This window comes from Escherichia sp. MOD1-EC5189, from assembly GCF_002966045.1.
Lineage (GTDB): Bacteria > Pseudomonadota > Gammaproteobacteria > Enterobacterales > Enterobacteriaceae > Escherichia > Escherichia coli_F.
This window is the reverse complement of the sequence record NZ_PTRX01000005.1, coordinates 171,730-193,133: the sequence shown is the minus strand read 5'-3', so window position 1 is coordinate 193,133 and position 21,404 is coordinate 171,730. Positions and strand designations below refer to the sequence as shown.

The 21,404-nt window shown below is 50.3% G+C and carries 22 protein-coding genes; 10 read left to right on the top strand and 12 right to left on the bottom strand.

All coding sequences use genetic code 11. From position 1 onward, the window contains the following. Positions 1-762: 762 nt before the first annotated feature. Both ychF and pth read right to left on the bottom strand, forming a co-directional pair. Positions 763-1,854: a redox-regulated ATPase YchF gene (gene ychF / locus ATB02_RS06240; RefSeq protein ID WP_000505866.1), complete on the bottom strand. Its 1,092-nt coding sequence runs from the start codon at positions 1,852-1,854 to the stop codon at positions 763-765. Positions 1,855-1,970: 116 nt separating this feature from the next. After that, positions 1,971-2,555, bottom strand: coding sequence for an aminoacyl-tRNA hydrolase (pth, locus tag ATB02_RS06235; protein ID WP_000152937.1), 585 nt, complete (start codon positions 2,553-2,555; stop codon positions 1,971-1,973). A gap of 277 nt (positions 2,556-2,832) precedes the next feature. Here pth and ychH point away from each other — a divergent pair, with 277 nt between their 5' ends. Further along, on the top strand, positions 2,833-3,111 hold the full coding sequence (gene ychH, locus ATB02_RS06230; protein ID WP_000823885.1) for a stress-induced protein YchH: 279 nt from the start codon (positions 2,833-2,835) through the stop codon (positions 3,109-3,111). Positions 3,112-3,165: 54 nt separating this feature from the next. Here ychH and dauA read toward each other — a convergent pair whose 3' ends face one another. The 4 genes from dauA to lolB form a co-directional block, all read right to left on the bottom strand. Beyond that, positions 3,166-4,845 (bottom strand): C4-dicarboxylic acid transporter DauA, encoded by a 1,680-nt coding sequence (dauA, locus tag ATB02_RS06225; protein ID WP_105271252.1) that lies wholly within the window; start codon positions 4,843-4,845, stop codon positions 3,166-3,168. 124 nt (positions 4,846-4,969) lie between these two features. Next, entirely contained in the window at positions 4,970-5,917 is a 948-nt protein-coding gene (gene prs / locus ATB02_RS06215; RefSeq protein ID WP_001298109.1) for a ribose-phosphate diphosphokinase, read from the bottom strand. 150 nt (positions 5,918-6,067) lie between these two features. Continuing rightward, positions 6,068-6,919 (bottom strand): 4-(cytidine 5'-diphospho)-2-C-methyl-D-erythritol kinase, encoded by an 852-nt coding sequence (gene ispE, locus ATB02_RS06205; RefSeq protein WP_032302911.1) that lies wholly within the window; start codon positions 6,917-6,919, stop codon positions 6,068-6,070. After that, the gene (lolB, locus tag ATB02_RS06200; RefSeq protein WP_001130692.1) at positions 6,919-7,542 is read right to left on the bottom strand and encodes a lipoprotein insertase outer membrane protein LolB; all 624 of its coding nucleotides are present in this window, start codon (positions 7,540-7,542) and stop codon (positions 6,919-6,921) included. Before lolB ends, ispE begins: the two co-directional genes overlap by 1 nt. 213 nt (positions 7,543-7,755) lie before the next feature. On the opposite strand from lolB, the gene hemA reads away from it, so the two are divergent. The 6 genes from hemA to kdsA are packed head-to-tail and all read left to right on the top strand — an operon-like array spanning position 7,756 to position 13,061. Then, positions 7,756-9,012: a glutamyl-tRNA reductase gene (gene hemA, locus ATB02_RS06195; RefSeq protein ID WP_001353262.1), complete on the top strand. Its 1,257-nt coding sequence runs from the start codon at positions 7,756-7,758 to the stop codon at positions 9,010-9,012. 41 nt (positions 9,013-9,053) lie between these two features. Next, entirely contained in the window at positions 9,054-10,136 is a 1,083-nt protein-coding gene (gene prfA / locus ATB02_RS06190) for a peptide chain release factor 1 (RefSeq protein WP_000804726.1), read from the top strand. Further along, complete coding sequence (prmC, locus tag ATB02_RS06185) at positions 10,136-10,969, top strand: peptide chain release factor N(5)-glutamine methyltransferase (protein WP_000456456.1); 834 nt, start codon at positions 10,136-10,138, stop codon at positions 10,967-10,969. Before prfA ends, prmC begins: the two co-directional genes overlap by 1 nt. Then, positions 10,966-11,358 carry an invasion regulator SirB2 gene (sirB2, locus tag ATB02_RS06180; protein WP_000200378.1) on the top strand — a complete coding sequence of 131 codons (393 nt, stop codon included), beginning with the start codon at positions 10,966-10,968 and terminating at the stop codon, positions 11,356-11,358. Before prmC ends, sirB2 begins: the two co-directional genes overlap by 4 nt. Positions 11,359-11,361: 3 nt before the next feature. Further along, positions 11,362-12,171: an invasion regulator SirB1 gene (gene sirB1 / locus ATB02_RS06175; protein ID WP_001257058.1), complete on the top strand. Its 810-nt coding sequence runs from the start codon at positions 11,362-11,364 to the stop codon at positions 12,169-12,171. Between the two features lie 35 nt (positions 12,172-12,206). After that, positions 12,207-13,061, top strand: a complete 855-nt coding sequence (gene kdsA, locus ATB02_RS06170) for a 3-deoxy-8-phosphooctulonate synthase (RefSeq protein WP_000811065.1) — start codon at positions 12,207-12,209, stop codon at positions 13,059-13,061. A gap of 147 nt (positions 13,062-13,208) precedes the next feature. Here the strand turns inward: kdsA and ATB02_RS06165 are convergent, their stop codons facing one another. The 3 genes from ATB02_RS06165 to chaA form a co-directional block, all read right to left on the bottom strand. Continuing rightward, positions 13,209-13,316, bottom strand: coding sequence for a type I toxin-antitoxin system toxin Ldr family protein (locus ATB02_RS06165; RefSeq protein ID WP_000170956.1), 108 nt, complete (start codon positions 13,314-13,316; stop codon positions 13,209-13,211). Between the two features lie 427 nt (positions 13,317-13,743). After that, positions 13,744-13,851 (bottom strand): type I toxin-antitoxin system toxin Ldr family protein, encoded by a 108-nt coding sequence (locus ATB02_RS26055; RefSeq protein WP_123059834.1) that lies wholly within the window; start codon positions 13,849-13,851, stop codon positions 13,744-13,746. A gap of 404 nt (positions 13,852-14,255) precedes the next feature. After that, positions 14,256-15,356 carry a sodium-potassium/proton antiporter ChaA gene (gene chaA / locus ATB02_RS06150; RefSeq protein WP_105271251.1) on the bottom strand — a complete coding sequence of 367 codons (1,101 nt, stop codon included), beginning with the start codon at positions 15,354-15,356 and terminating at the stop codon, positions 14,256-14,258. 270 nt (positions 15,357-15,626) lie between these two features. Here chaA and chaB point away from each other — a divergent pair, with 270 nt between their 5' ends. Beyond that, entirely contained in the window at positions 15,627-15,857 is a 231-nt protein-coding gene (gene chaB, locus ATB02_RS06145) for a putative cation transport regulator ChaB (RefSeq protein WP_001146444.1), read from the top strand. Positions 15,858-16,013: 156 nt separating this feature from the next. Continuing rightward, complete coding sequence (gene chaC / locus ATB02_RS06140; protein WP_105271250.1) at positions 16,014-16,709, top strand: glutathione-specific gamma-glutamylcyclotransferase; 696 nt, start codon at positions 16,014-16,016, stop codon at positions 16,707-16,709. Between the two features lie 43 nt (positions 16,710-16,752). Here the strand turns inward: chaC and ychN are convergent, their stop codons facing one another. After that, on the bottom strand, positions 16,753-17,106 hold the full coding sequence (ychN, locus tag ATB02_RS06135) for a DsrE/F sulfur relay family protein YchN (RefSeq protein ID WP_001169669.1): 354 nt from the start codon (positions 17,104-17,106) through the stop codon (positions 16,753-16,755). Between the two features lie 184 nt (positions 17,107-17,290). Here ychN and ychO point away from each other — a divergent pair, with 184 nt between their 5' ends. Next, positions 17,291-18,685 (top strand): inverse autotransporter invasin YchO, encoded by a 1,395-nt coding sequence (ychO, locus tag ATB02_RS06130; protein WP_105271249.1) that lies wholly within the window; start codon positions 17,291-17,293, stop codon positions 18,683-18,685. Here the strand turns inward: ychO and narL are convergent, their stop codons facing one another. After that, on the bottom strand, positions 18,686-19,336 hold the full coding sequence (gene narL / locus ATB02_RS06125; protein WP_000070491.1) for a two-component system response regulator NarL: 651 nt from the start codon (positions 19,334-19,336) through the stop codon (positions 18,686-18,688). Then, positions 19,329-21,125: a nitrate/nitrite two-component system sensor histidine kinase NarX gene (gene narX / locus ATB02_RS06120; protein WP_000918048.1), complete on the bottom strand. Its 1,797-nt coding sequence runs from the start codon at positions 21,123-21,125 to the stop codon at positions 19,329-19,331. The genes narL and narX overlap by 8 nt, the downstream gene beginning before the upstream one ends. Positions 21,126-21,404: the final 279 nt, after the last annotated feature.

Sequence of the window (21,404 nt, the reverse complement as noted above, 5' to 3'; positions counted from 1 at the left end):
CATGATATTTGTATGGTGCAATCATGATGAGCTGCTCTGAGAATAATTCTCTATTACCGGGCAAAATCAGGAACACAGGAATTAATATATATTTAACATCCCCCTTACAAAGGTGAGTTTAGATCGAGTTATTCCCTAAGTTGTCGTTACTTATTCCAATTCGTTACTATGAATATGACAAAAACATTACAACAAACAGCGGTTAAATAATTTGGTGAATATTTTTGGTAATAATCCTAATTAGTTATGGGGTTTTCGCTTGATGTATCTGCATAACAAAAACAATATGAGCCATTTTTGCATTACTAATAAGAAAAAGCAAAAAACATCGATATTCATTTTTGATCAATGGATTTTCTGGCATATCGTTATTATCGTGATACTGGTTATCATTTTCATCTTGCCAGGATCGCACGTAATCACGTTATTCGGGGGCTTTATCTGCTGGATATTGCCCTTCAGGCAAGTCCTTTTCTCGCCAGCATATTGGAGCGTGATCAATATTGATCAGCTGTAAAAGGTGTCTGATGTGCAGTGGAACACAAACTTACGTGATCTCATTGCTAATGAGATATCCCTCATCTGAACACTTATGTCTTTAATTATTCTCGTGGTTCACTATAGGCAATAAGCACAAAAGTGTAGGATGTTATAAGAATGGTTAGGACTCGGTGAAATGAAAAATCCACGCAATTGCGTGGATTTTATATACTTTTGCGCTCTTCATGAGATTTAGCGAAACCTCATGAGACAACAAATTAATTAGACGTTGAACAGGAAGTTCATTACATCGCCATCTTTAACGATGTAATCTTTACCTTCTGCACGCATTTTGCCTGCTTCTTTCGCGCCTTGTTCACCTTTGTAAGTGATGAAATCTTCGAACGAAATAGTTTGTGCGCGGATAAAGCCTTTTTCAAAATCAGTATGGATTTTGCCAGCGGCCTGCGGCGCGGTTGCACCAACCGGAATGGTCCATGCACGCACTTCTTTCACCCCAGCAGTGAAGTAAGTTTGCAGGTTCAGCAGCTTATAACCGGCACGGATCACGCGGTTCAGGCCCGGCTCTTCCAGCCCAAGCTCCTGCATAAACTCGTCACGTTCTTCGTCGTCCAGTTCGGCAATGTCTGCTTCAACAGCAGCACAAACCGGAACCACAACAGAACCTTCTTTCGCCGCGATTTCACGCACCTGGTCAAGATACGGGTTGTTTTCAAAACCGTCTTCGTTGACGTTGGCGATGTACATTGTTGGTTTCAGCGTCAGGAAGCTCAGGTAACGAATAGCCGCTTTCTCTTCAGCGCTTAAATCCAGCGCGCGCAGCATACCTGCGTTTTCCAGCTGTGGCAGGCATTTTTCCAGTACCGCCAGCTCGGCTTTCGCGTCTTTATCGCCGCCTTTGGCTTTCTTCTGTACGCGATGAATCGCACGTTCGCAGGTGTCGAGGTCTGCCAGCGCCAGTTCTGTGTTGATAACTTCAATATCATCCGCCGGGTTAACTTTGCCGGAAACGTGAATGATGTTGTCGTTTTCAAAGCAGCGAACAACGTGACCGATCGCTTCGGTTTCACGGATGTTGGTCAGGAACTGGTTACCCAGACCTTCGCCTTTCGATGCGCCTTTTACCAGACCGGCGATATCGACAAATTCCATGGTCGTGGGAAGCGTACGCTGCGGTTTTACGATTTCAGCCAGTTGATCCAGGCGAGGGTCAGGCATTGGTACGACGCCTGTGTTCGGCTCGATGGTGCAGAATGGAAAGTTGGCCGCTTCAATACCGGCTTTGGTCAGCGCGTTGAACAGGGTAGATTTCCCGACGTTGGGCAAACCGACGATACCGCATTTGAATCCCATGATTTAAATCACCTTAATATCTTAATAATCAACCTGTTATTGCTAACAGATTGCAGAAATGGAAATAACTTTGCCTATTATACACGGCACTCGGCAAAAATGCCGCAGACAACGACTTATTGCGCTTTAAAGGCGTGCAATCGGTTCGTTGCTTTGGTCAAGCCCTCTGTAAACCACATTTCAGTACAACGTGCCGCTTCGTCGATGGCTTCATCAATTAACTTCTGTTCACTAACAGGCGGTTTGCCTAACACAAAACCGACAACTTTATTTTTATCGCCCGGATGACCGATTCCGATGCGTAAACGGTGAAAGTTAGGGTTATTACCCAATTTACTGATGATGTCTTTCAGTCCATTGTGACCACCATGGCCACCGCCCAACTTAAATTTGGCGACGCCAGGTGGCAGATCCAGTTCGTCGTGGGCAACCAGAATTTCGTCCGGATTAATGCGGAAAAAACTGGCCATCGCCGCAACGGCTTTGCCGCTGAGATTCATAAATGTAGTCGGGACTAACAGGCGGACATCTTCGCCTCCAAGGGTGACTCGCGAAGTATAACCAAAGAATTTAGCCTCTTCGCGCAGCGGAGCGCGCAAACGCTCAGCCAGTAAGTCAACGAACCAGGCGCCAGCATTATGTCGCGTTGCGGCGTATTCAGCGCCGGGGTTCGCCAGACCGACAATCAATTTAATCGTCACGTTTTTTTGTCCTGAGTGAGTACATAACTGGCGCGTAGTTTACTGGTTGCGGCCCCGCTTGACAAAAAACTGCGTATCAAATGCAGATAACGCAATAATTGCCTAAGTGGACTATTAGAAAGTCAAGGTGTTCAGGCGTTTATTTGTAAAGTTTTGTTGAAATAAGGGTTGTAATTGTGATCACGCCCGCACATAACCCACAGGGTGTTGTCTATACTTTACACATAAGGAAGAGGGGTATTCCCTGTTACAACCCAGAAAGTTCCGGAGGTGACATATGAAACGCAAAAACGCTTCGTTACTCGGTAACGTGCTCATGGGGTTGGGTCTGGTGGTGATGGTAGTTGGTGTGGGGTATTCAATCCTCAACCAGTTACCACAGTTTAATATGCCCCAGTATTTCGCACATGGTGCAGTGCTAAGTATTTTCGTCGGTGCCATTCTCTGGCTGGCGGGTGCCCGTGTTGGCGGGCATGAACAGGTGTGCGACCGTTACTGGTGGGTTCGCCACTATGACAAACGTTGCCGCCGTAGCGATAATCGCCGTCATAGCTAACAAATAATGCAGTTTGCTGACCAGTCAGTTTGCGCTGACTGGTCAATTTCGTACTTATAAATCCGCCATCGCCGCGCGACGATTCGGGAAGAAAGCAAGGCGGCCCGGGATCGGTTGAATGCCTGCGCGAGCCATAGTGCGCAGCGGCTGGAATTCCACGTTACACACGCGCAGTTCACATCCTTCGGGCAGACGCTTCACAAAACGCTGGAACGCATCAAGGCCACCAGCATCAAGCACCGGAACGGCATCCCACTTCAGAATGACAATCCGCTTGCCTTCAAGACGTGACTCCAGGTCCGTGAACAGGCCTTCAGCCGCAGCAAAGAACAGCGGGCCAATAACGCGCAGAACCAGGACATCGTCTGGAACGTCTACGACTACTGGGGCCAGGCGAGTCATACGCGCGATACGACGCATAAACAGCAGCGATGCCAACACGATCCCCACACTGATGGCAATAACCATATCAAACAGCACAGTCAATGACATACACAGTAGCATGACGATGATGTCATCTTTCGGCGCATGACGCAGCAAGTCGACCACTTTGTGCGCTTCACTCATGTTCCACGCTACCATCAACAGCAGGGCCGCCATGGCGGAAAGCGGCAGCCAGGAGAGCAGCGGTGCCAGTACCAGCAGGGCAAGAATAACCAGAATAGAGTGGATCACCGCCGAGATAGGGGAAGTAGCCCCGGCACGGACGTTAGCGGCAGAACGCGCGATGGCAGCTGTAGCGGTAATACCACCAAAGAATGGGGCGATGATATTCCCCAGTCCCTGACCAACCAGTTCACTGTTCGCTTTGTGTTTCGTTCCTGTCATACCATCCAGTACCACGGCGCAGAGCAGTGATTCAATTGCCCCTAACATCGCCATCGAAAATGCTGCCGGAAGCAGAGTGCGAATGGAGTCCCAGGTGAGGGTAAATTCGGAATTGGGCAGGTCCCACGGCAGTACCAGTTGCGGCAGCAGTTGCGGAATACCGTTACCCTGAGAACCATCGGCCAGAACGTAGTGGAATTGCGAACCGATGGTAGCAACATGTCCGCCGAGCAGGTTAACAATCCCCATCACCGCGCAACCAGCCAGCAAGGCCGGAAGGTGACCGGGTAAACGAATGCCCAGACGTGGCCAGAAAACCAGAATGCCAAGCGTCACAATGCCAATGGCAGCATCACCCACATTAATGGTCGGCAACGCCATAAATAATGCGCCGACTTTTTCTAGATAATGTTCCGGGACATGGGCCATTTGCAGACCGAGAAAATCTTTAATCTGCATGGTACCGATGGTGATCCCGATACCCGAGGTGAAACCTAAGGTCACGGAAACCGGAATATATTCAATCAAGCGTCCAAAACGTGCCAGCCCCATCAGGATCAAAAAGACACCTGACATGAGTGTCGCGACCAGCAGTCCTGCCAGTCCAAACTGTTGCGAAACGGGATAGAGAATTACCACAAATGCCGCAGTCGGACCGGAAACGCTAAAGCGTGACCCCCCCGTCAGAGCAATGACAATCCCCGCAACAGCTGCGGTATATAAACCGTACTGGGGTGCCACACCACTACCAATAGCTAACGCCATTGCCAGCGGGATAGCAATAATCCCGACGGTTATCCCGGCAATCAGGTCACGGGTAAACTGTGCGGCAGTATATTTTTCTTTCCAGCAAGCGTCGATCAGAGCGCGGAAAGGCATCACATGTGAGGAAAATATTTTGTTCACAATAATGTTTCATCCGTGAGCGCATCATCTGTCAACTAAATGGCAGGTGAAGGAGGCATAGGTCATACAAATGGATATTACAGACAAAAAAACCCGCCGCAGCGGGTCTTTGAGCCGGGTTCGATTAGTGTTCGAACATGGCAGAGATCGATTCTTCGTTGCTGATACGACGAATCGCTTCGGCCAGCATACCTGACAGGGTCAGAGTACGCACGTTCGGCAGTGATTTGATTTCATCGCTCAGCGGAATGGTATCGCAGACAACGACTTCATCAATTACAGAGTTACGCAGGTTGTTCGCCGCGTTGCCGGAGAAGATCGGGTGAGTCGCGTACGCAAATACACGTTTAGCACCACGTTCTTTCAGAGCTTCAGCAGCTTTACACAGCGTACCGCCAGTGTCGATCATATCATCGACCAGTACGCAGTCACGACCTGCAACGTCACCGATGATATGCATCACCTGGGAAACGTTCGCACGCGGACGACGTTTGTCGATGATTGCCATATCGGTATCGTTCAGCAGCTTAGCGATAGCGCGGGCACGCACAACGCCGCCGATGTCCGGAGAAACCACAATTGGGTTATCCAGATTCAGCTGCAGCATGTCTTCCAGCAGGATCGGGCTACCAAATACGTTATCAACCGGAACGTCGAAGAAACCCTGAATCTGTTCAGCGTGCAGATCCACTGTCAGCACACGGTCAACACCGACGCTGGAGAGGAAGTCTGCAACCACTTTCGCAGTGATTGGTACACGAGCGGAACGGACGCGACGGTCCTGGCGCGCATAGCCAAAGTAGGGGATAACAGCGGTGATACGACCTGCGGAAGCACGACGCAGGGCATCAACCATAACGACTAATTCCATCAGGTTGTCGTTAGTAGGGGCACAAGTGGACTGGATGATGAAAATATCACCACCGCGTACATTTTCGTTGATTTGTACACTGACTTCGCCGTCGCTAAAGCGACCTACAGCGGCGTCGCCGAGTGAAGTGTACAGGCGGTTGGCAATACGTTGTGCTAGTTCCGGGGTGGCGTTACCAGCAAAAAGCTTCATATCAGGCACGAGAAGAACCTCAGGCATGCGTCCATTGGTGGAAAGAATCTGCCGAAAACTGTGCGGGCCAGGCATGATTCTTTCCAGGCGGTGTATTAAAGAGCGCGATGCAACGTCTGGAACAAGGTGACGTTGTCACCGAAACTCAGCTTGCCCGGCTTAAAGCATGGCTCTGTGCAATGGGGAAAGATTAACGCCTTTCGCCACAAAGCCATTGAGCCATTCCGGGGCTTGCTCTAGCACCTGGCGGGCTTCAGACTCTGTATCAAATTCAGCAAAGACACAGGCCCCTGTCCCAGTCAGGCGCGACGGGGCGTATTCTAACAGCCAGGAAAGCACCGCATCAACCTCGCGAAAACGTTTTCTTGCGATAACCTCGCAATCATTGCTGAATTCACATTTTAGCAACGTTTCTATTGACCTTTTTGGCGTATTGCGCGGGAGTTCAGGATCTTTAAAAATCACCGGTGTCGGAATACTTACACCAGGGTGCGCCACCAAGTACCACTTCTCTGGCGGATCCACCGGCGTTAGTATTTCACCAACGCCTTCGGCAAACGCGGCATGACCACGGACAAATACAGGAACATCTGCACCCAGCGTCAGACCCATTTCCGCCAGTTCATCAATGCTTAGCCCGCATTGCCAGAGATGGTTTAATGCCACCAGCACCGTCGCGGCATTGGATGAACCACCACCCAGACCGCCGCCCATCGGCAAACGCTTGTCAATACTGATTTCTGCACCGCTTCCCGTAGGAAGACGCCCGCTGGCGGCTGCTGTTTTCATCAGCAACCGTGCTGCGCGAACGATCAGGTTATCTTCATGTTCCACGCCTTCAACGGGCGTTAACAGACGAATATCTCCATCGTCACGAAGCTCAATGCTGATGGTGTCGCCGTAATCCAGGAACTGAAACAGCGTTTGCAGCGTGTGGTAACCGTCCGCACGCTGACCGGTAATGTATAAAAACAGATTAAGTTTTGCCGGAGAGGGCCACTGTGTCCGCATTATTTCACTATCCAGTTATCCATTTTTAACTTGATGCGCTGACCACCATCGGTGAGTTCCATATTGGCTGGCATCGCAGGTTGCGTTTTGGTGTCATAACCACCGTAAACAACTTTCCAGTTTTTGCCGTTTTGGCTGTAGGTGATTTCGCTGAGGCGATATTGATCGTCCAGTTTGTAGTCGGTTGCATCACCCGGTAAACCTAAAATCCACTGACGCAAACTGTTGAGCGGAATCGGCATTCCGGTCAATTTGCCAATCATCTCTTCGGCGTCATCGGCGGTGTAACGCTGCCCTTTATTGTCGACTAACTGCACGTTACCCGGCTGAGCATTCAGCTCCAGTTCGGTGCTGCCCAATGGGTTAGTCAGTAGCAGACGATAGCGATCCTGGCCGGTTTGTTGCCAGAAAAAGCGGGCGTAGACTTTTTGTTGATCAGAAATATAAGCGAATGCACCGCGAGTCTGATACTGATTAAGATTACGCACGTCTTGCTGATGCTGACGCCATTGTGGCGAATCCGGGCTTTTGCCAGGACCTTTCGGCGTGGTAACGGAACAGGCAGTAAGCACGAGAGCAGCCAGTGGTAGCAGACGGATAAGACGGAAATCGGGCAGGGGCATAATGATGACAAGTCCTTGAGATACGTTGCAGTTATAACCCTTAATGCTAGCGTTACCGTCCGCTATCGTCTATGTTCAAATTGTCTTAATTGCCAGAATCTAACGGCTTTCGGCAATTACTCCAAAAGGGGGCACTCTCTTTTATTGATCTCGCGCATCCTGTATGATGCGAGCAGACTAACCCTATCAACGTTGGTATTATTTCCCGCAGACATGACCCTTTTAGCACTCGGTATCAACCATAAAACGGCACCTGTATCGCTGCGAGAACGTGTATCGTTTTCGCCGGATAAGCTCGATCAGGCGCTTGACAGCCTGCTTGCGCAGCCGATGGTGCAGGGCGGCGTGGTACTGTCGACGTGTAACCGCACAGAACTTTATCTTAGCGTTGAAGAGCAGGATAACCTGCAAGAGGCGTTAATCCGCTGGCTTTGCGATTACCATAATCTCAATGAAGACGATCTGCGTAAAAGCCTCTACTGGCATCAGGATAACGACGCGGTTAGCCATTTAATGCGTGTTGCCAGCGGCCTGGATTCACTGGTTTTGGGGGAGCCGCAGATCCTCGGTCAGGTTAAAAAAGCGTTTGCCGATTCGCAAAAAGGCCATATGAAGGCCAGCGAACTGGAACGCATGTTCCAGAAATCTTTCTCTGTCGCAAAACGCGTTCGTACTGAAACCGATATCGGTGCCAGCGCTGTGTCTGTCGCTTTTGCGGCTTGTACGCTGGCGCGTCAGATCTTTGAATCGCTCTCTACGGTGACGGTACTGCTGGTGGGTGCGGGCGAAACCATCGAGCTGGTGGCGCGTCATCTACGTGAACACAAAGTACAGAAGATGATTATCGCCAACCGTACTCGCGAACGCGCCCAAATTCTGGCAGATGAAGTCGGCGCAGAAGTGATTGCCTTGAGCGATATTGACGAACGTCTGCGCGAAGCCGATATCATCATCAGTTCCACCGCCAGCCCGTTGCCGATTATCGGTAAAGGCATGGTGGAGCGCGCATTAAAAAGCCGTCGCAACCAACCGATGCTGTTGGTAGATATTGCCGTTCCGCGCGATGTTGAGCCGGAAGTTGGCAAACTGGCGAATGCTTACCTTTATAGCGTTGACGATCTACAAAGCATTATTTCGCACAACCTGGCGCAACGTAAAGCTGCCGCAGTTGAGGCGGAGACTATCGTCGCTCAGGAAACCAGCGAATTTATGGCCTGGCTGCGTGCACAAAGTGCCAGCGAAACCATTCGCGAGTATCGCAGCCAGGCAGAGCAAGTTCGCGATGAGTTAACCGCCAAAGCGTTAGCAGCCCTTGAGCAGGGCGGCGACGCGCAAGCCATTATGCAGGATCTGGCATGGAAACTGACTAACCGCCTGATCCATGCGCCAACGAAATCACTTCAACAGGCCGCCCGTGACGGGGATAACGAACGCCTGAATATTCTGCGCGACAGCCTCGGGCTGGAGTAGCAGTACATCATTTTCTTTTTTTACAGGGTGCATTTACGCCTATGAAGCCTTCTATCGTTGCCAAACTGGAAGCCCTGCATGAACGCCATGAAGAAGTTCAGGCATTGCTGGGTGACGCGCAAACTATCGCCGACCAGGAACGTTTTCGCGCATTATCACGCGAATATGCGCAGTTAAGTGATGTTTCGCGCTGTTTTACCGACTGGCAACAGGTTCAGGAAGATATCGAAACCGCACAGATGATGCTCGACGATCCTGAAATGCGTGAGATGGCGCAGGATGAACTGCGCGAAGCTAAAGAAAAAAGCGAGCAACTGGAACAGCAATTACAGGTTCTGTTACTACCAAAAGATCCTGATGACGAACGTAACGCCTTCCTCGAAGTCCGTGCCGGAACCGGCGGCGACGAAGCGGCGCTCTTCGCTGGCGATCTGTTCCGTATGTACAGCCGTTACGCCGAAGCCCGCCGCTGGCGTGTAGAAATCATGAGCGCCAGCGAGGGTGAACATGGTGGCTATAAAGAGATCATCGCCAAAATTAGCGGTGATGGTGTATATGGTCGTTTGAAATTCGAATCTGGCGGTCATCGCGTGCAGCGTGTGCCTGCTACGGAATCGCAGGGTCGAATTCATACTTCTGCTTGTACCGTTGCGGTAATGCCAGAACTGCCTGACGCAGAACTGCCGGACATCAACCCGGCAGATTTGCGCATTGATACTTTCCGCTCTTCAGGAGCTGGTGGTCAGCACGTTAACACCACCGATTCGGCAATTCGTATTACTCACTTGCCGACCGGGATTGTTGTTGAATGTCAGGACGAACGTTCACAACATAAAAACAAAGCTAAAGCACTTTCTGTACTTGGTGCTCGCATCCACGCTGCAGAAATGGCAAAACGGCAACAGGCCGAAGCGTCTACCCGTCGTAACCTGCTGGGGAGTGGCGATCGCAGCGACCGTAACCGTACTTACAATTTCCCGCAGGGGCGCGTTACCGATCACCGCATAAACCTGACGCTCTACCGTCTGGATGAAGTGATGGAAGGTAAGCTGGATATGCTGATTGAACCGATTATCCAGGAACATCAGGCCGACCAACTGGCGGCGTTGTCCGAGCAGGAATAATGGAATATCAACACTGGTTACGTGAAGCAATAAGCCAACTTCAGGCGAGCGAAAGCCCGCGGCGTGATGCTGAAATCCTGCTGGAGCATGTTACCGGCAAAGGGCGTACTTTTATTCTCGCCTTTGGTGAAACGCAGCTGACTGACGAACAATGTCAGCAACTTGATGCGCTACTGACGCGTCGTCGCGATGGTGAACCTATTGCTCATTTAACCGGGGTGCGAGAATTCTGGTCGCTGCCGTTATTTGTTTCGCCAGCGACCTTAATTCCGCGCCCGGATACGGAGTGTCTGGTGGAGCAGGCACTGGCGCGGTTGCCTGAACAGCCTTGCCGTATTCTCGATCTCGGGACGGGTACCGGGGCGATTGCGCTGGCGCTGGCTAGCGAGCGCCCGGACTGTGAAATTACCGCTGTAGATCGTATGCCAGATGCTGTCTCTCTGGCGCAACGTAATGCCCAGCATCTGGCGATCAAAAATATCCATATTCTGCAAAGCGACTGGTTTAGCGCGCTAGCCGGGCAGCAGTTTGCGATGATTGTCAGTAATCCGCCGTATATTGACGAGCAGGACCCACATCTTCAACAAGGCGATGTCCGCTTTGAGCCGCTCACTGCGCTGGTTGCGGCAGACAGTGGAATGGCAGACATCGTGCATATCATCGAACAGTCGCGTAACGCGCTGGTATCCGGCGGCTTTCTGCTTCTGGAACATGGCTGGCAGCAGGGCGAAGCGGTGCGACAGGCATTTATCCACGCGGGATATCATGACGTCGAAACCTGTCGGGACTATGGTGATAACGAGCGCGTAACGCTCGGCCGCTATTATCAATGACAAGTTTTTCTACACTGCTTAGCGTTCATCTCATTAGCATTGCGCTTTCTGTAGGGCTATTAACCTTACGTTTCTGGCTACGTTATCAGAAGCATCCACAGGCATTTGCTCGTTGGACGCGCATTGTGCCGCCGGTTGTCGATACGGTGTTATTGTTAAGCGGCATTGCGTTGATGGCTAAAGCGCACATCCTGCCATTTTCCGGGCAGGCACAGTGGCTGACTGAAAAGCTGTTTGGAGTTATCATTTATATCGTTTTGGGTTTTATTGCACTCGATTATCGTCGTATGCACAGTCAGCAGGCGCGCATTATTGCCTTCCCGCTGGCGTTGGTGGTGCTGTACATCATCATTAAACTCGCCACCACAAAAGTACCGTTACTGGGGTAAGTCATGAGATCGTTAGCTGATTTCGAATTTAATAAAGCGCCATTGTGCGAAGGCATGATCCTGGCTTGCGAAGCAATCCGCCGCGATTTTCCCTCGCAAGATGTTTACGACGAACTGGAGCGTCTCGTTACTCTGGCGAAGGAAGAAATCAGCCAGCTTCTGCCTTTAGAAGAGCAGCTGGAAAAACTGATCGCGCTGTTTTACGGCGACTGGGGATTTAAAGCCTCACGCGGCGTTTATCGTCTTTCCGATGCATTATGGCTGGACCAGGTGTTAAAGAATCGACAGGGCAGTGCCGTATCATTAGGTGCCGTTTTATTATGGGTCGCAAATCGTCTCGATTTGCCGCTGCTGCCGGTGATTTTCCCTACGCAGCTGATATTGCGCATTGAATGTCCGGATGGCGAAATTTGGCTGATTAATCCTTTTAACGGTGAATCGTTAAGCGAACATATGCTGGACGTTTGGTTAAAGGGAAATATCAGCCCGTCAGCGGAACTGTTTTATGAAGATCTTGATGAAGCTGATAACATTGAGGTAATCCGCAAATTGCTGGACACACTCAAAGCCTCGTTGATGGAAGAAAATCAGATGGAGCTGGCATTACGTACCAGCGAAGCTTTATTACAATTTAACCCGGAAGATCCCTATGAAATTCGCGATCGCGGGTTGATTTATGCGCAACTGGATTGCGAACACGTTGCGTTGAACGATTTAAGTTATTTCGTTGAACAGTGTCCGGAAGACCCGATCAGCGAAATGATCCGTGCGCAAATAAATAACATCGCGCATAAACATATTGTGCTGCATTAATTAATCGACATTTTACTCAAGATTAAGGCGATCCTATGAAACAAAAAGTGGTTAGCATTGGCGACATCAACGTAGCAAATGATCTGCCGTTCGTGCTGTTTGGCGGTATGAACGTGCTGGAATCTCGCGATCTGGCGATGCGCATTTGCGAGCACTACGTAACCGTGACCCAGAAACTGGGTATCCCTTACGTGTTCAAAGCCTCTTTTGACAAAGCCAACCGCTCCTCCATCCACTCTTATCGTGGACCAGGTCTGGAAGAAGGGATGAAAATCTTCCAGGAACTGAAACAGACATTTGGCGTAAAAATTATCACTGACGTTCACGAGCCAAGCCAGGCACAGCCCGTTGCTGATGTTGTGGATGTGATTCAGTTGCCGGCGTTTCTTGCTCGCCAGACTGACCTGGTGGAGGCAATGGCGAAAACCGGTGCGGTAATTAACGTCAAGAAACCGCAGTTTGTCAGCCCAGGCCAAATGGGTAATATCGTTGATAAATTCAAAGAAGGCGGCAACGAAAAAGTGATTCTTTGCGATCGCGGTGCTAACTTCGGCTATGACAACCTGGTTGTTGATATGCTGGGCTTCAGCATCATGAAGAAAGTGTCTGGTAATTCACCGGTGATTTTCGACGTGACCCACGCACTGCAATGCCGCGATCCGTTTGGCGCAGCTTCCGGCGGTCGTCGTGCTCAGGTGGCTGAGCTGGCACGTGCCGGTATGGCGGTAGGTCTGGCGGGGCTGTTTATTGAAGCGCATCCGGATCCGGAACATGCGAAATGTGATGGTCCATCCGCGCTGCCGCTGGCTAAACTGGAACCGTTCCTCAAGCAGATGAAAGCGATTGATGACCTGGTGAAAGGTTTCGAAGAACTGGATACCAGCAAGTAATCTTTTTTGCCTGAAAACTAAAGCCTTAGCGTTCTGCGTTAAGGCTTTTTTCATGGGGCCGGATACAAAAAAGGCCGTAGGCTGTTACCCCTGCGGCCGGTTTCGGGCGCATATTGCCATCACGGCAGCCTGACGCCCGTTTTCACCTTACTTCCGGTTACGCCACCAGCTGACAATCACTGCGGTAATAATTCCCGCCAGGATCGGTGCTGCCAGGTCGTGCCAGAAAATCATGGCAAACTGCGCGAGCGTCATATAGCCGCCTTGTTGTAATGACAACATTTTGCGGCTATTCTTGAAGTGTCTGGTTTCAAGATTAGCCCCCGTTCTGTTGTCAGGTTGTACCTCTCAACGTGCGGGGGTTTTCTCTTTCCAGCAACCAATGCCACCAGGGATAGAGCCCCCGCAACATTGCGCCTCACCGGATAACTCCGGCTTGGTGTGGATACTACGTCTCAATTCATCTTCACTTCATCCCTGAAATGTTTGCAATGAAGAGTGCATTCCGGTTTTTCAACAGCTGTTACAGTCGTTTCATGAGTGCTCTGGATGATGCTTCCAGCTCGGGTTGCCAATATTTACTTGCAGAAGAGATAAAGACAAAAAGGGCCGCAGGCTGTTACCCCTGCGGCCGGTTTCGGGCGCATATTGCCATCACGGCAGCCTGAAGCCCGTTTTCACCTTACTTCCGGTTACGCCACCAGCTGACAATCACTGCGGTAAAAATCCCCGCCAGGATCGGTGCCGCCAGGTCGTGCCAGAAAATCATGGCAAACTGCGCGAGCGTCATATAGCCGCCTTGTTGTAATGACAACATTTTGCGGCTATTCTTGAAGTGTCTGGTTTCAAGATTAGCCCCCGTTCTGTTGTCAGGTTGTACCTCTCAACGTGCGGGGGTTTTCTCTTTCCAGCAACCAATGCCACCAGGGATAAAGCCCCCGCAACATTGCGCCTCACCGGATAACGCCGGCTTGGTGTGGATATTACGTCTCAATTCATCTTCACTTCATCCCTGAAATGTTTGCAATAAAGAGTACATTCCGGCTTTTCAACAGCTGTTGCAGTGGTTTCGTGCAGGTTGTGGTACAGGCTCGCAATTCTGATTAACGACCTGTTCAGGTAGTATGAAGAAATACAATAAGCAGGAATTTATATTATCTCCCCCGATTTCTGTCATCGGAGGAGATATAACTGTCAGGCAAATATCGTCATCAAATAGGCGGCAAACAGTGCCAGATGCGCTGCGCCATTGAGCACGTTAGTACGTCCGGTGGAGAAGGAGATATGGCACAGCACTAAAGAGGCCACCATCACCACCATTTCTGGCGCACCAAGTGCAAAGTGCAATTCGTTACCCGTCATAAAGGCAATTAGCGTGACGACAGGTACGGTAAGCGAAATGGTTGCTAACACTGAACCAAAGAACAGATTCATCGCGCGCTGGACCTGGTTGTTCAACACTGCTTTTAACGCACCTAAACCTTCCGGCGACAGAATCAACAGAGCCACCAGGAAGCCAGTAAAGGCGACAGGGGCATTCATGCTGTCGAGCAATGTCTCCAGCGGGCTGGCGTTCATTTTGGTGACTGCAATAACGGCAATCAGATGGACAATCAACCAGATAGCATGCCACAGGCTGCTATGGGCAGACGGTTTACCGTGGTGCGGGTCGTCATCATCACTGTCATCTTCGTGCTCGTAGACAAATAAACTTTGATGCGTTTTGGTCTGGATCAGCAAAAATACGCCATACATTGCCGCAGAAATTAATGCTACCAGTAACGCCTGACCGGTTGAAAAATTCGCCGCAGGCAGAGCCATTGGAAATACCAGTACGATTATCGCCAGGGGGAACAGCGCAATTAAATACTGCTTGATACCAAACAGATTCATATATTGGGTAGCAAACTTACGTCCGCCCAACAATAATGAAAAGCCAACCAGTCCACCGGTAACAATCATAATGATTGAATAGAGCGTATCACGCATTAGCGTCGGCGCGGCGTCGCCAGTTGCCATTAGAGCTGAAATCAAACTGACTTCAAGAATAACCACTGAAAGGCTAAGAATAAGCGAACCGTAAGGTTCTCCCAGGCGATGGGCTAATACGTCCGCATGACGGACAACACTAAAGGCGCTACTTAAAATACCAATAAGAGCAAGAAGGTTGATGGCAATGACCACTGGTAGTGTCTGGCTGCTTCCCCACAGGAACAGCACTACCAGCGCCAGAACCGGGAAAATAAGCGAAGTCTCCTTGTGGCGGGTTTTTACCGCCTCTTGAGCATTTGACATTATGGTTATCCCTTTGCAGATGAATTTATCGAAAATGTAAAAAATAGGTAGGAAAAATAACAGAAAGTGTCTGGATATCGGTAACATTTTACGAATTTTTACCCCGCTGTCGATTTTTTACTCATCGGGCCATAAAAATTAAGCAATGCGTTTAGATAATGTTTGTTTTAGCGTTTCTTAAGAAGAGTCTGACATGAAAATTCTTATGTTTTGGCAAGAGTGGATATTGTTGACCACACTTAATGTTCAACTTTGTAAAAGGAGTCAACGATGCCGTATAAAACGAAAAGCGATCTGCCGGAAAGCGTAAAGCACGTGCTACCGTCTCATGCTCAGGATATCTATAAAGAAGCGTTCAACAGCGCATGGGATCAATATAAAGATAAAGAAGATCGGCGTGATGACGCCAGTCGCGAAGAAACCGCGCATAAAGTGGCCTGGGCTGCTGTGAAGCATGAATATGCCAAAGGGGATGATGATAAATGGCATAAAAAATCGTAAAACCGGTAGCTTAGTTAAAGCTATTCGTGCGTTGTTGCCTTGCAAGTGGTCCGTGGATTGCATATTGTCCCGTTAATGGTTTCAAAATGAGCAGTGAAATGTCCGGAAGACACCAAAAAGTTGTCGCAGGGAAGTATGCAGTGGCGGAGGTGTAAGGTGATAACGCGTGATTTCTTGATGAATGCCGATTGTAAAACGGCATTTGGTGCCATTGAAGAATCACTCTTATGGTCAGCAGAGCAACGGGCGGCTTCGCTGGCGGCGACGCTGGCTTGTCGACCTGATGAGGGACCGGTGTGGATCTTCGGTTATGGATCGTTGATGTGGAATCCAGCACTGGAGTTTACCGAGTCGTGCACCGGTACACTGGTTGGATGGCATCGCGCGTTTTGCCTGCGCCTGACCGCCGGGCGCGGGACTGCGCACCAGCCGGGACGGATGCTTGCACTGAAAGAGGGCGGACGCACCACAGGCGTCGCCTATCGATTGCCAGAAGAGACGCTGGAGCAGGAACTAACCCTGTTGTGGAAGCGCGAGATGATTACCGGCTGTTATCTGCCAACCTGGTGTCAGCTTGATCTTGATGATGGACGCATAGTAAACGCCATTGTGTTTATTATGGACCCGCGACATCCAGAATATGAATCTGACACTCGCGCTCAGGTCATCGCGCCGTTGATTGCGGCGGCGAGCGGTCCACTGGGAACCAACGCACAATACCTGTTTTCACTGGAACAGGAGCTTATCAAACTGGGAATGCAGGACGATGGGCTGAATGATTTGCTGGTATCGGTAAAAACACTGCTGGCGGAGAATTATCCGGATGGTGTGTTACGGCCGGGATTCGCCTGAGTAAACTTCCCTCATAGTGGGGCGTCAGACGCCCCCTCAAACATTAAAATGTGAGCACTTTATCGGCTGACAGCGTCCATTGCGCCAGTTCCACAAGAGTACCGATTTCCACCCCATCAATCAGAGGAAGTGTACTAATCCCGCGCCCGTCGGTACAGGTTTTGCACAATTTCACCGGTACATTCTGAGCGGTAAGGATCTCCAGCATTTGCTGAATGTTGTAGCCTTCCCCTGGTTTTTGCCCGCGCAACCCGGCTGTGACCGCATCAGACATCAGGAACAGACGCAGATCCAGGTTGCTCTCCTGCTCTCGTAGCGCAATGGCCAGCCGTAAGCTGTTAAACAAGGATTCGCTCCCGTAAGGTGCGCCATTAGCAACGATCACGATTTTTTGCATTATTTACTCCTGTATTCAGGGAATTAGACACTGATCTTCTATCTTACTGCTTCTGCACCGTCTGACCAATCAGTCACATTTTTAAGGATTTTCCGGAAAGCGCGAGAAAATACGACAAAAATTGCCTGTAATCGTTATTCTTTAAGGCTATGGTTGTTCATTTTTACTGGAAGTTACCGACGTTTTGAGCCGTTTCGTTTCTCGCATTACCCCGTTTTATTTACTCTTGCTTATAGCAGGCGGTACAGCTAACGCACAATCTACCTTCGAACAAAAAGCGGCAAATCCCTTTGATAATAACAATGATGGTCTGCCGGATTTAGGCATGGCACCTGAAAATCATGATGGGGAAAAACACTTTGCTGAAATTGTGAAAGATTTCGGCGTAACCAGTATGAATGATAACGGGCTGGATACTGGCGAGCAGGCAAAAGCTTTCGCATTGGGAAAAGTCCGCGACGCGCTTAGTCAACAGGTTAATCAGCACGTAGAGTCCTGGCTATCACCGTGGGGAAATGCCAGTGTTGACGTCAAAGTGGATAACGAAGGACATTTCACCGGCAGTCGTGGAAGCTGGTTTGTGCCGTTACAAGATAATGATCGTTATCTCACCTGGAGCCAGCTTGCTCTTACTCAGCAGGATGATGGGTTGGTGAGCAATGTGGGCGTTGGGCAACGCTGGGCGCGCGGCAACTGGCTGGTGGGTTATAACACTTTTTATGACAACTTGCTGGACGAAAATCTTCAGCGAGCGGGCTTTGGTGCCGAAGCGTGGGGCGAATATTTGCGACTATCGGCAAACTTTTATCAGCCGTTTGCTGCATGGCATGAACAGACAGCCACGCAGGAACAACGGATGGCGCGCGGGTACGACCTGACAGCCCGGATGCGCATGCCGTTCTATCAACACCTCAATACCAGTGTCAGCGTAGAACAGTATTTTGGTGATCGTGTTGATTTGTTTAACTCTGGTACGGGTTATCACAATCCCGTCGCATTGAGTCTGGGATTAAATTACACCCCTGTGCCCTTAGTCACTGTGACGGCCCAGCATAAACAGGGTGAAAGTGGCGAGAATCAAAATAACCTCGGGCTGAATCTTAACTACCGCTTTGGTGTACCGCTCAAAAAACAACTTTCTGCGGGCGAGGTTGCCGAAAGTCAGTCGTTACGTGGTAGTCGCTATGACAATCCGCAGCGAAATAATCTACCGACTCTTGAGTACCGACAGCGAAAAACGTTAACGGTGTTTCTGGCGACACCTCCGTGGGATCTAAAACCTGGCGAAACAGTGCCGCTGAAATTACAAATCCGCAGTCGTTACGGTATTCGGCAACTGATTTGGCAGGGCGATACGCAGATATTAAGTTTGACGCCGGGCGCACAAGCCAGCAGCGTGGAGGGCTGGACGCTGATCATGCCTGACTGGCAGAACGGGGAAGGGGCGAGCAATCACTGGCGATTGTCGGTGGTGGTGGAAGATAACCAGGGGCAGCGTGTCTCCTCCAATGAGATCACGCTAACGCTTGTCGAACCGTTCGACGCATTGTCAAACGACGAACTGCGCTGGGAACCGTAATCAGAAAATGCGCTCCTGATGCACCCATACTGCTGCTTCCACGCGAGACTTGAGCTTCATTTTCTTCAGCATGTGCTTGACGTGCACTTTTACTGTGCTTTCGGTGATGTCCAGGCGGCGGGCAATCATCTTGTTCGGCAAACCCTGGGCAATCAGCTTGAGAATATCGCGCTCGCGTGGGGTTAACTGGTTAACATCGCGTTCAGTAGTGGCACGGTTAGCGCGCAAGCTGGCGGCCAGAACAGGCGTTAATGCTTCGCTTAATACCATTTCGCCAGCAGCTGCCTGATGCAATGCTTTCAGCAGATCTTCCGGTTCCATATCTTTTAACAGATAGCCATCCGCGCCGCGTTTCAGTGCGGTGACCACATCTTCTTCATGATTAGAGACGCTGAATACCACAATGCGCCCGGAGAGGGACTTTTCGCGCAGTTTATCCAGCGTTTCCAGACCGTTCATGCCGGGCATATTGAGATCTAACAAGATCAAATCGGGATCAAGAGACTCCGCCAGTTCAATACCCTGTTCGCCATTACTCGCTTCGCCAACCACGGTGATATCTGGTGCCATACTGATAAGCTGTTTTACGCCAGTTCGCAGCATCGGGTGATCGTCAATCAGCAGGATAGTAGCCGGTTCCTGATTACTCATGGGTATCTCCTTGGACGTCTGTGAAAGTTTTTTCGGGAATAAAGGTGACCACCACTTCGGTGCCACCTGATTCACGACGGCGGACGCGGCAATCGCCCCGTAAACTTTGCGCACGGTCGCGCATTATTATCATGCCGTAGTGATTGCTGCGGATGGCATTTTCAGGCACGCCGCAGCCGTTATCCTGGACGGTCAGTTTGACCTGATTATCGTTTTGTGCCACTGTCACCACGACCTCACTCGCTTGCGAATGTTTGAGGGCGTTACTTAATGCCTCACGGGCAATTTGCAACAGATGGATTGCCTGATGCGAAGGCACCAGACGAGGCGGCAATTGATAATCCAGCTTCACCGGGAAGCCAAACCTGGCGCTGTACTCTTCGCAACTCGCCTCCAGCGCCGGACGTAATCCAGGCTCGGTGAGCTGCAAGCGGAATGTGGTGAGCAATTCACGCAACTGCGCCCAGGATGCATTCAGTTCGTTACGGATCTGACTTAACAGTTCGCGGCTGCTTTCTGGCAGCGCATCGCCCTGCATCTGTAAACAACTCACCTGCATCTTCATGCAAGAGAGAGATTGGGCAATAGAATCATGCAGTTCGCGCGCAATGGTGGCACGCTCTTCCATCACGATCAACTGTTGCTGACGTTCCTGATGGCGATCCAGCGCAAGCGTGGCGGTGAGTTGTTCAACCAGGGTATCCACCAGTTGTTGTTGATCATGACTAAGATGACGCCCCTGCGGCAGGGTTGCCAGCAAAATACCGTACTGCGTATGAGAGTCAGCCAGCCGCCACTTCAGGGTTGTGCCGCGATCGCCAACGGGGAGTACACCGCGCGGGCAGAGCTGACAGCCTTTATCATCGCAGGTCATATCTGGCTGGCAGGTAAACTCCTGATGATTCTCTTCATCATCAGTGTCATACACCCGCAGTTCGATATCACGTAGCAGGGTTAAATTCTGTAAGCCGTTGAGTACAGGTGACAGGCGTTCACACAGCGGGGCGCGGGAATGCAAACGGCGATTGGCCTGCCATAAAAAAGAGAGGATCTGATTTTTATGTTCCAGCCCGGCGGTTTTCTCCTGAACCCGCTGCTCAAGTACGGCGTAACTTTCCGCCAGTTCTGCAGACATATTGTTCAACGCAGTTCCAAGCATAGCCATTTCGTTGCGCCCGCTGATGTTCGCGCGTTGGGTAAAATCGCGATGGCTGACGGCACTCGCCATTGCCAACAACTGCCGCCACGGTTGTAGCAGTCGCGCCCGCAACCAGATAATAGTGAACACCAGTAAAAGTGCCATAAATACCGCCATTACCCGATGGACCAGCACCACTGTCTCAATGCGCATTTCCGTGGTGCGGTCAAAACCAGATACCAGTTGATCAAGCCCGGCAACAAACTGGCTGACATCCGCTGACACCGTTTTGCGGTTTTGTGCACGCAGCAGCGCAGGGATCAGTTCATTACGCCAGTAATCTTGTAAACCCTGTAGTTGCGCCAGTTGTCCGTCTCGTTCTGCTGCTCGGGTTAACTCGGCGCTAAATGCCGTTTGTTCCATCTCTTTAATTAAGGGCTTGTCTTTCTCGCTTAATGGCACTGCCGCCAACAGACGGTAACTTTGCATGCGCAGCGATCCCGCTTTGTTGATCGCATGGGCGCTGCCCTGAACGCCTTGTACCAGCCAGCCAGAAACCGCCATCCCCGCCAGTCCAATAGCAGTAGAAAGCAACACAATAAGCGCAACCTGATTAACCAGGGTGAGCGGAGAGAGACAACGTTTAAGCATGCAAACCTCTTCCTTCAGGCTTTAAATGAGCAATAACCTTAATGAATGTGACGATACATTCTGGAATGGCAGTATTCTCGGCTATTGGCTGAAGTATACCCATACCCGGAAAGAGTTACTCCTTATTTGCCGCGTGGTAAGTCGCTTTACATCGGTAAGGGTAGGGATTTTACAGCACCGTGAAAAATCTCATAATTTTTATGAAATCACTGTACTCACTATGGGTAATGATAAATATCAATGATAGATAAAGTTATCTTATCGTTTGATTTACATCAA

What these genes read in the sequence shown, in the direction of transcription:
- ychF (WP_000505866.1), bottom strand. Translation starts at nt 1,854, where the DNA reads ATGGGATTCAAATGCGGTATCGTCGGTTTGCCCAACGTCGGGAAATCT.
- ychH (WP_000823885.1), top strand. Translation starts at nt 2,833, where the DNA reads ATGAAACGCAAAAACGCTTCGTTACTCGGTAACGTGCTCATGGGGTTG.
- ispE (WP_032302911.1), bottom strand. Translation starts at nt 6,919, where the DNA reads ATGCGGACACAGTGGCCCTCTCCGGCAAAACTTAATCTGTTTTTATAC.
- lolB (WP_001130692.1), bottom strand. Translation starts at nt 7,542, where the DNA reads ATGCCCCTGCCCGATTTCCGTCTTATCCGTCTGCTACCACTGGCTGCT.
- hemA (WP_001353262.1), top strand. Translation starts at nt 7,756, where the DNA reads ATGACCCTTTTAGCACTCGGTATCAACCATAAAACGGCACCTGTATCG.
- prfA (WP_000804726.1), top strand. Translation starts at nt 9,054, where the DNA reads ATGAAGCCTTCTATCGTTGCCAAACTGGAAGCCCTGCATGAACGCCAT.
- prmC (WP_000456456.1), top strand. Translation starts at nt 10,136, where the DNA reads ATGGAATATCAACACTGGTTACGTGAAGCAATAAGCCAACTTCAGGCG.
- sirB2 (WP_000200378.1), top strand. Translation starts at nt 10,966, where the DNA reads ATGACAAGTTTTTCTACACTGCTTAGCGTTCATCTCATTAGCATTGCG.
- sirB1 (WP_001257058.1), top strand. Translation starts at nt 11,362, where the DNA reads ATGAGATCGTTAGCTGATTTCGAATTTAATAAAGCGCCATTGTGCGAA.
- kdsA (WP_000811065.1), top strand. Translation starts at nt 12,207, where the DNA reads ATGAAACAAAAAGTGGTTAGCATTGGCGACATCAACGTAGCAAATGAT.
- ATB02_RS06165 (WP_000170956.1), bottom strand. Translation starts at nt 13,316, where the DNA reads ATGACGCTCGCGCAGTTTGCCATGATTTTCTGGCACGACCTGGCAGCA.
- ATB02_RS26055 (WP_123059834.1), bottom strand. Translation starts at nt 13,851, where the DNA reads ATGACGCTCGCGCAGTTTGCCATGATTTTCTGGCACGACCTGGCGGCA.
- chaA (WP_105271251.1), bottom strand. Translation starts at nt 15,356, where the DNA reads ATGTCAAATGCTCAAGAGGCGGTAAAAACCCGCCACAAGGAGACTTCG.
- chaB (WP_001146444.1), top strand. Translation starts at nt 15,627, where the DNA reads ATGCCGTATAAAACGAAAAGCGATCTGCCGGAAAGCGTAAAGCACGTG.
- ychN (WP_001169669.1), bottom strand. Translation starts at nt 17,106, where the DNA reads ATGCAAAAAATCGTGATCGTTGCTAATGGCGCACCTTACGGGAGCGAA.
- narL (WP_000070491.1), bottom strand. Translation starts at nt 19,336, where the DNA reads ATGAGTAATCAGGAACCGGCTACTATCCTGCTGATTGACGATCACCCG.
- narX (WP_000918048.1), bottom strand. Translation starts at nt 21,125, where the DNA reads ATGCTTAAACGTTGTCTCTCTCCGCTCACCCTGGTTAATCAGGTTGCG.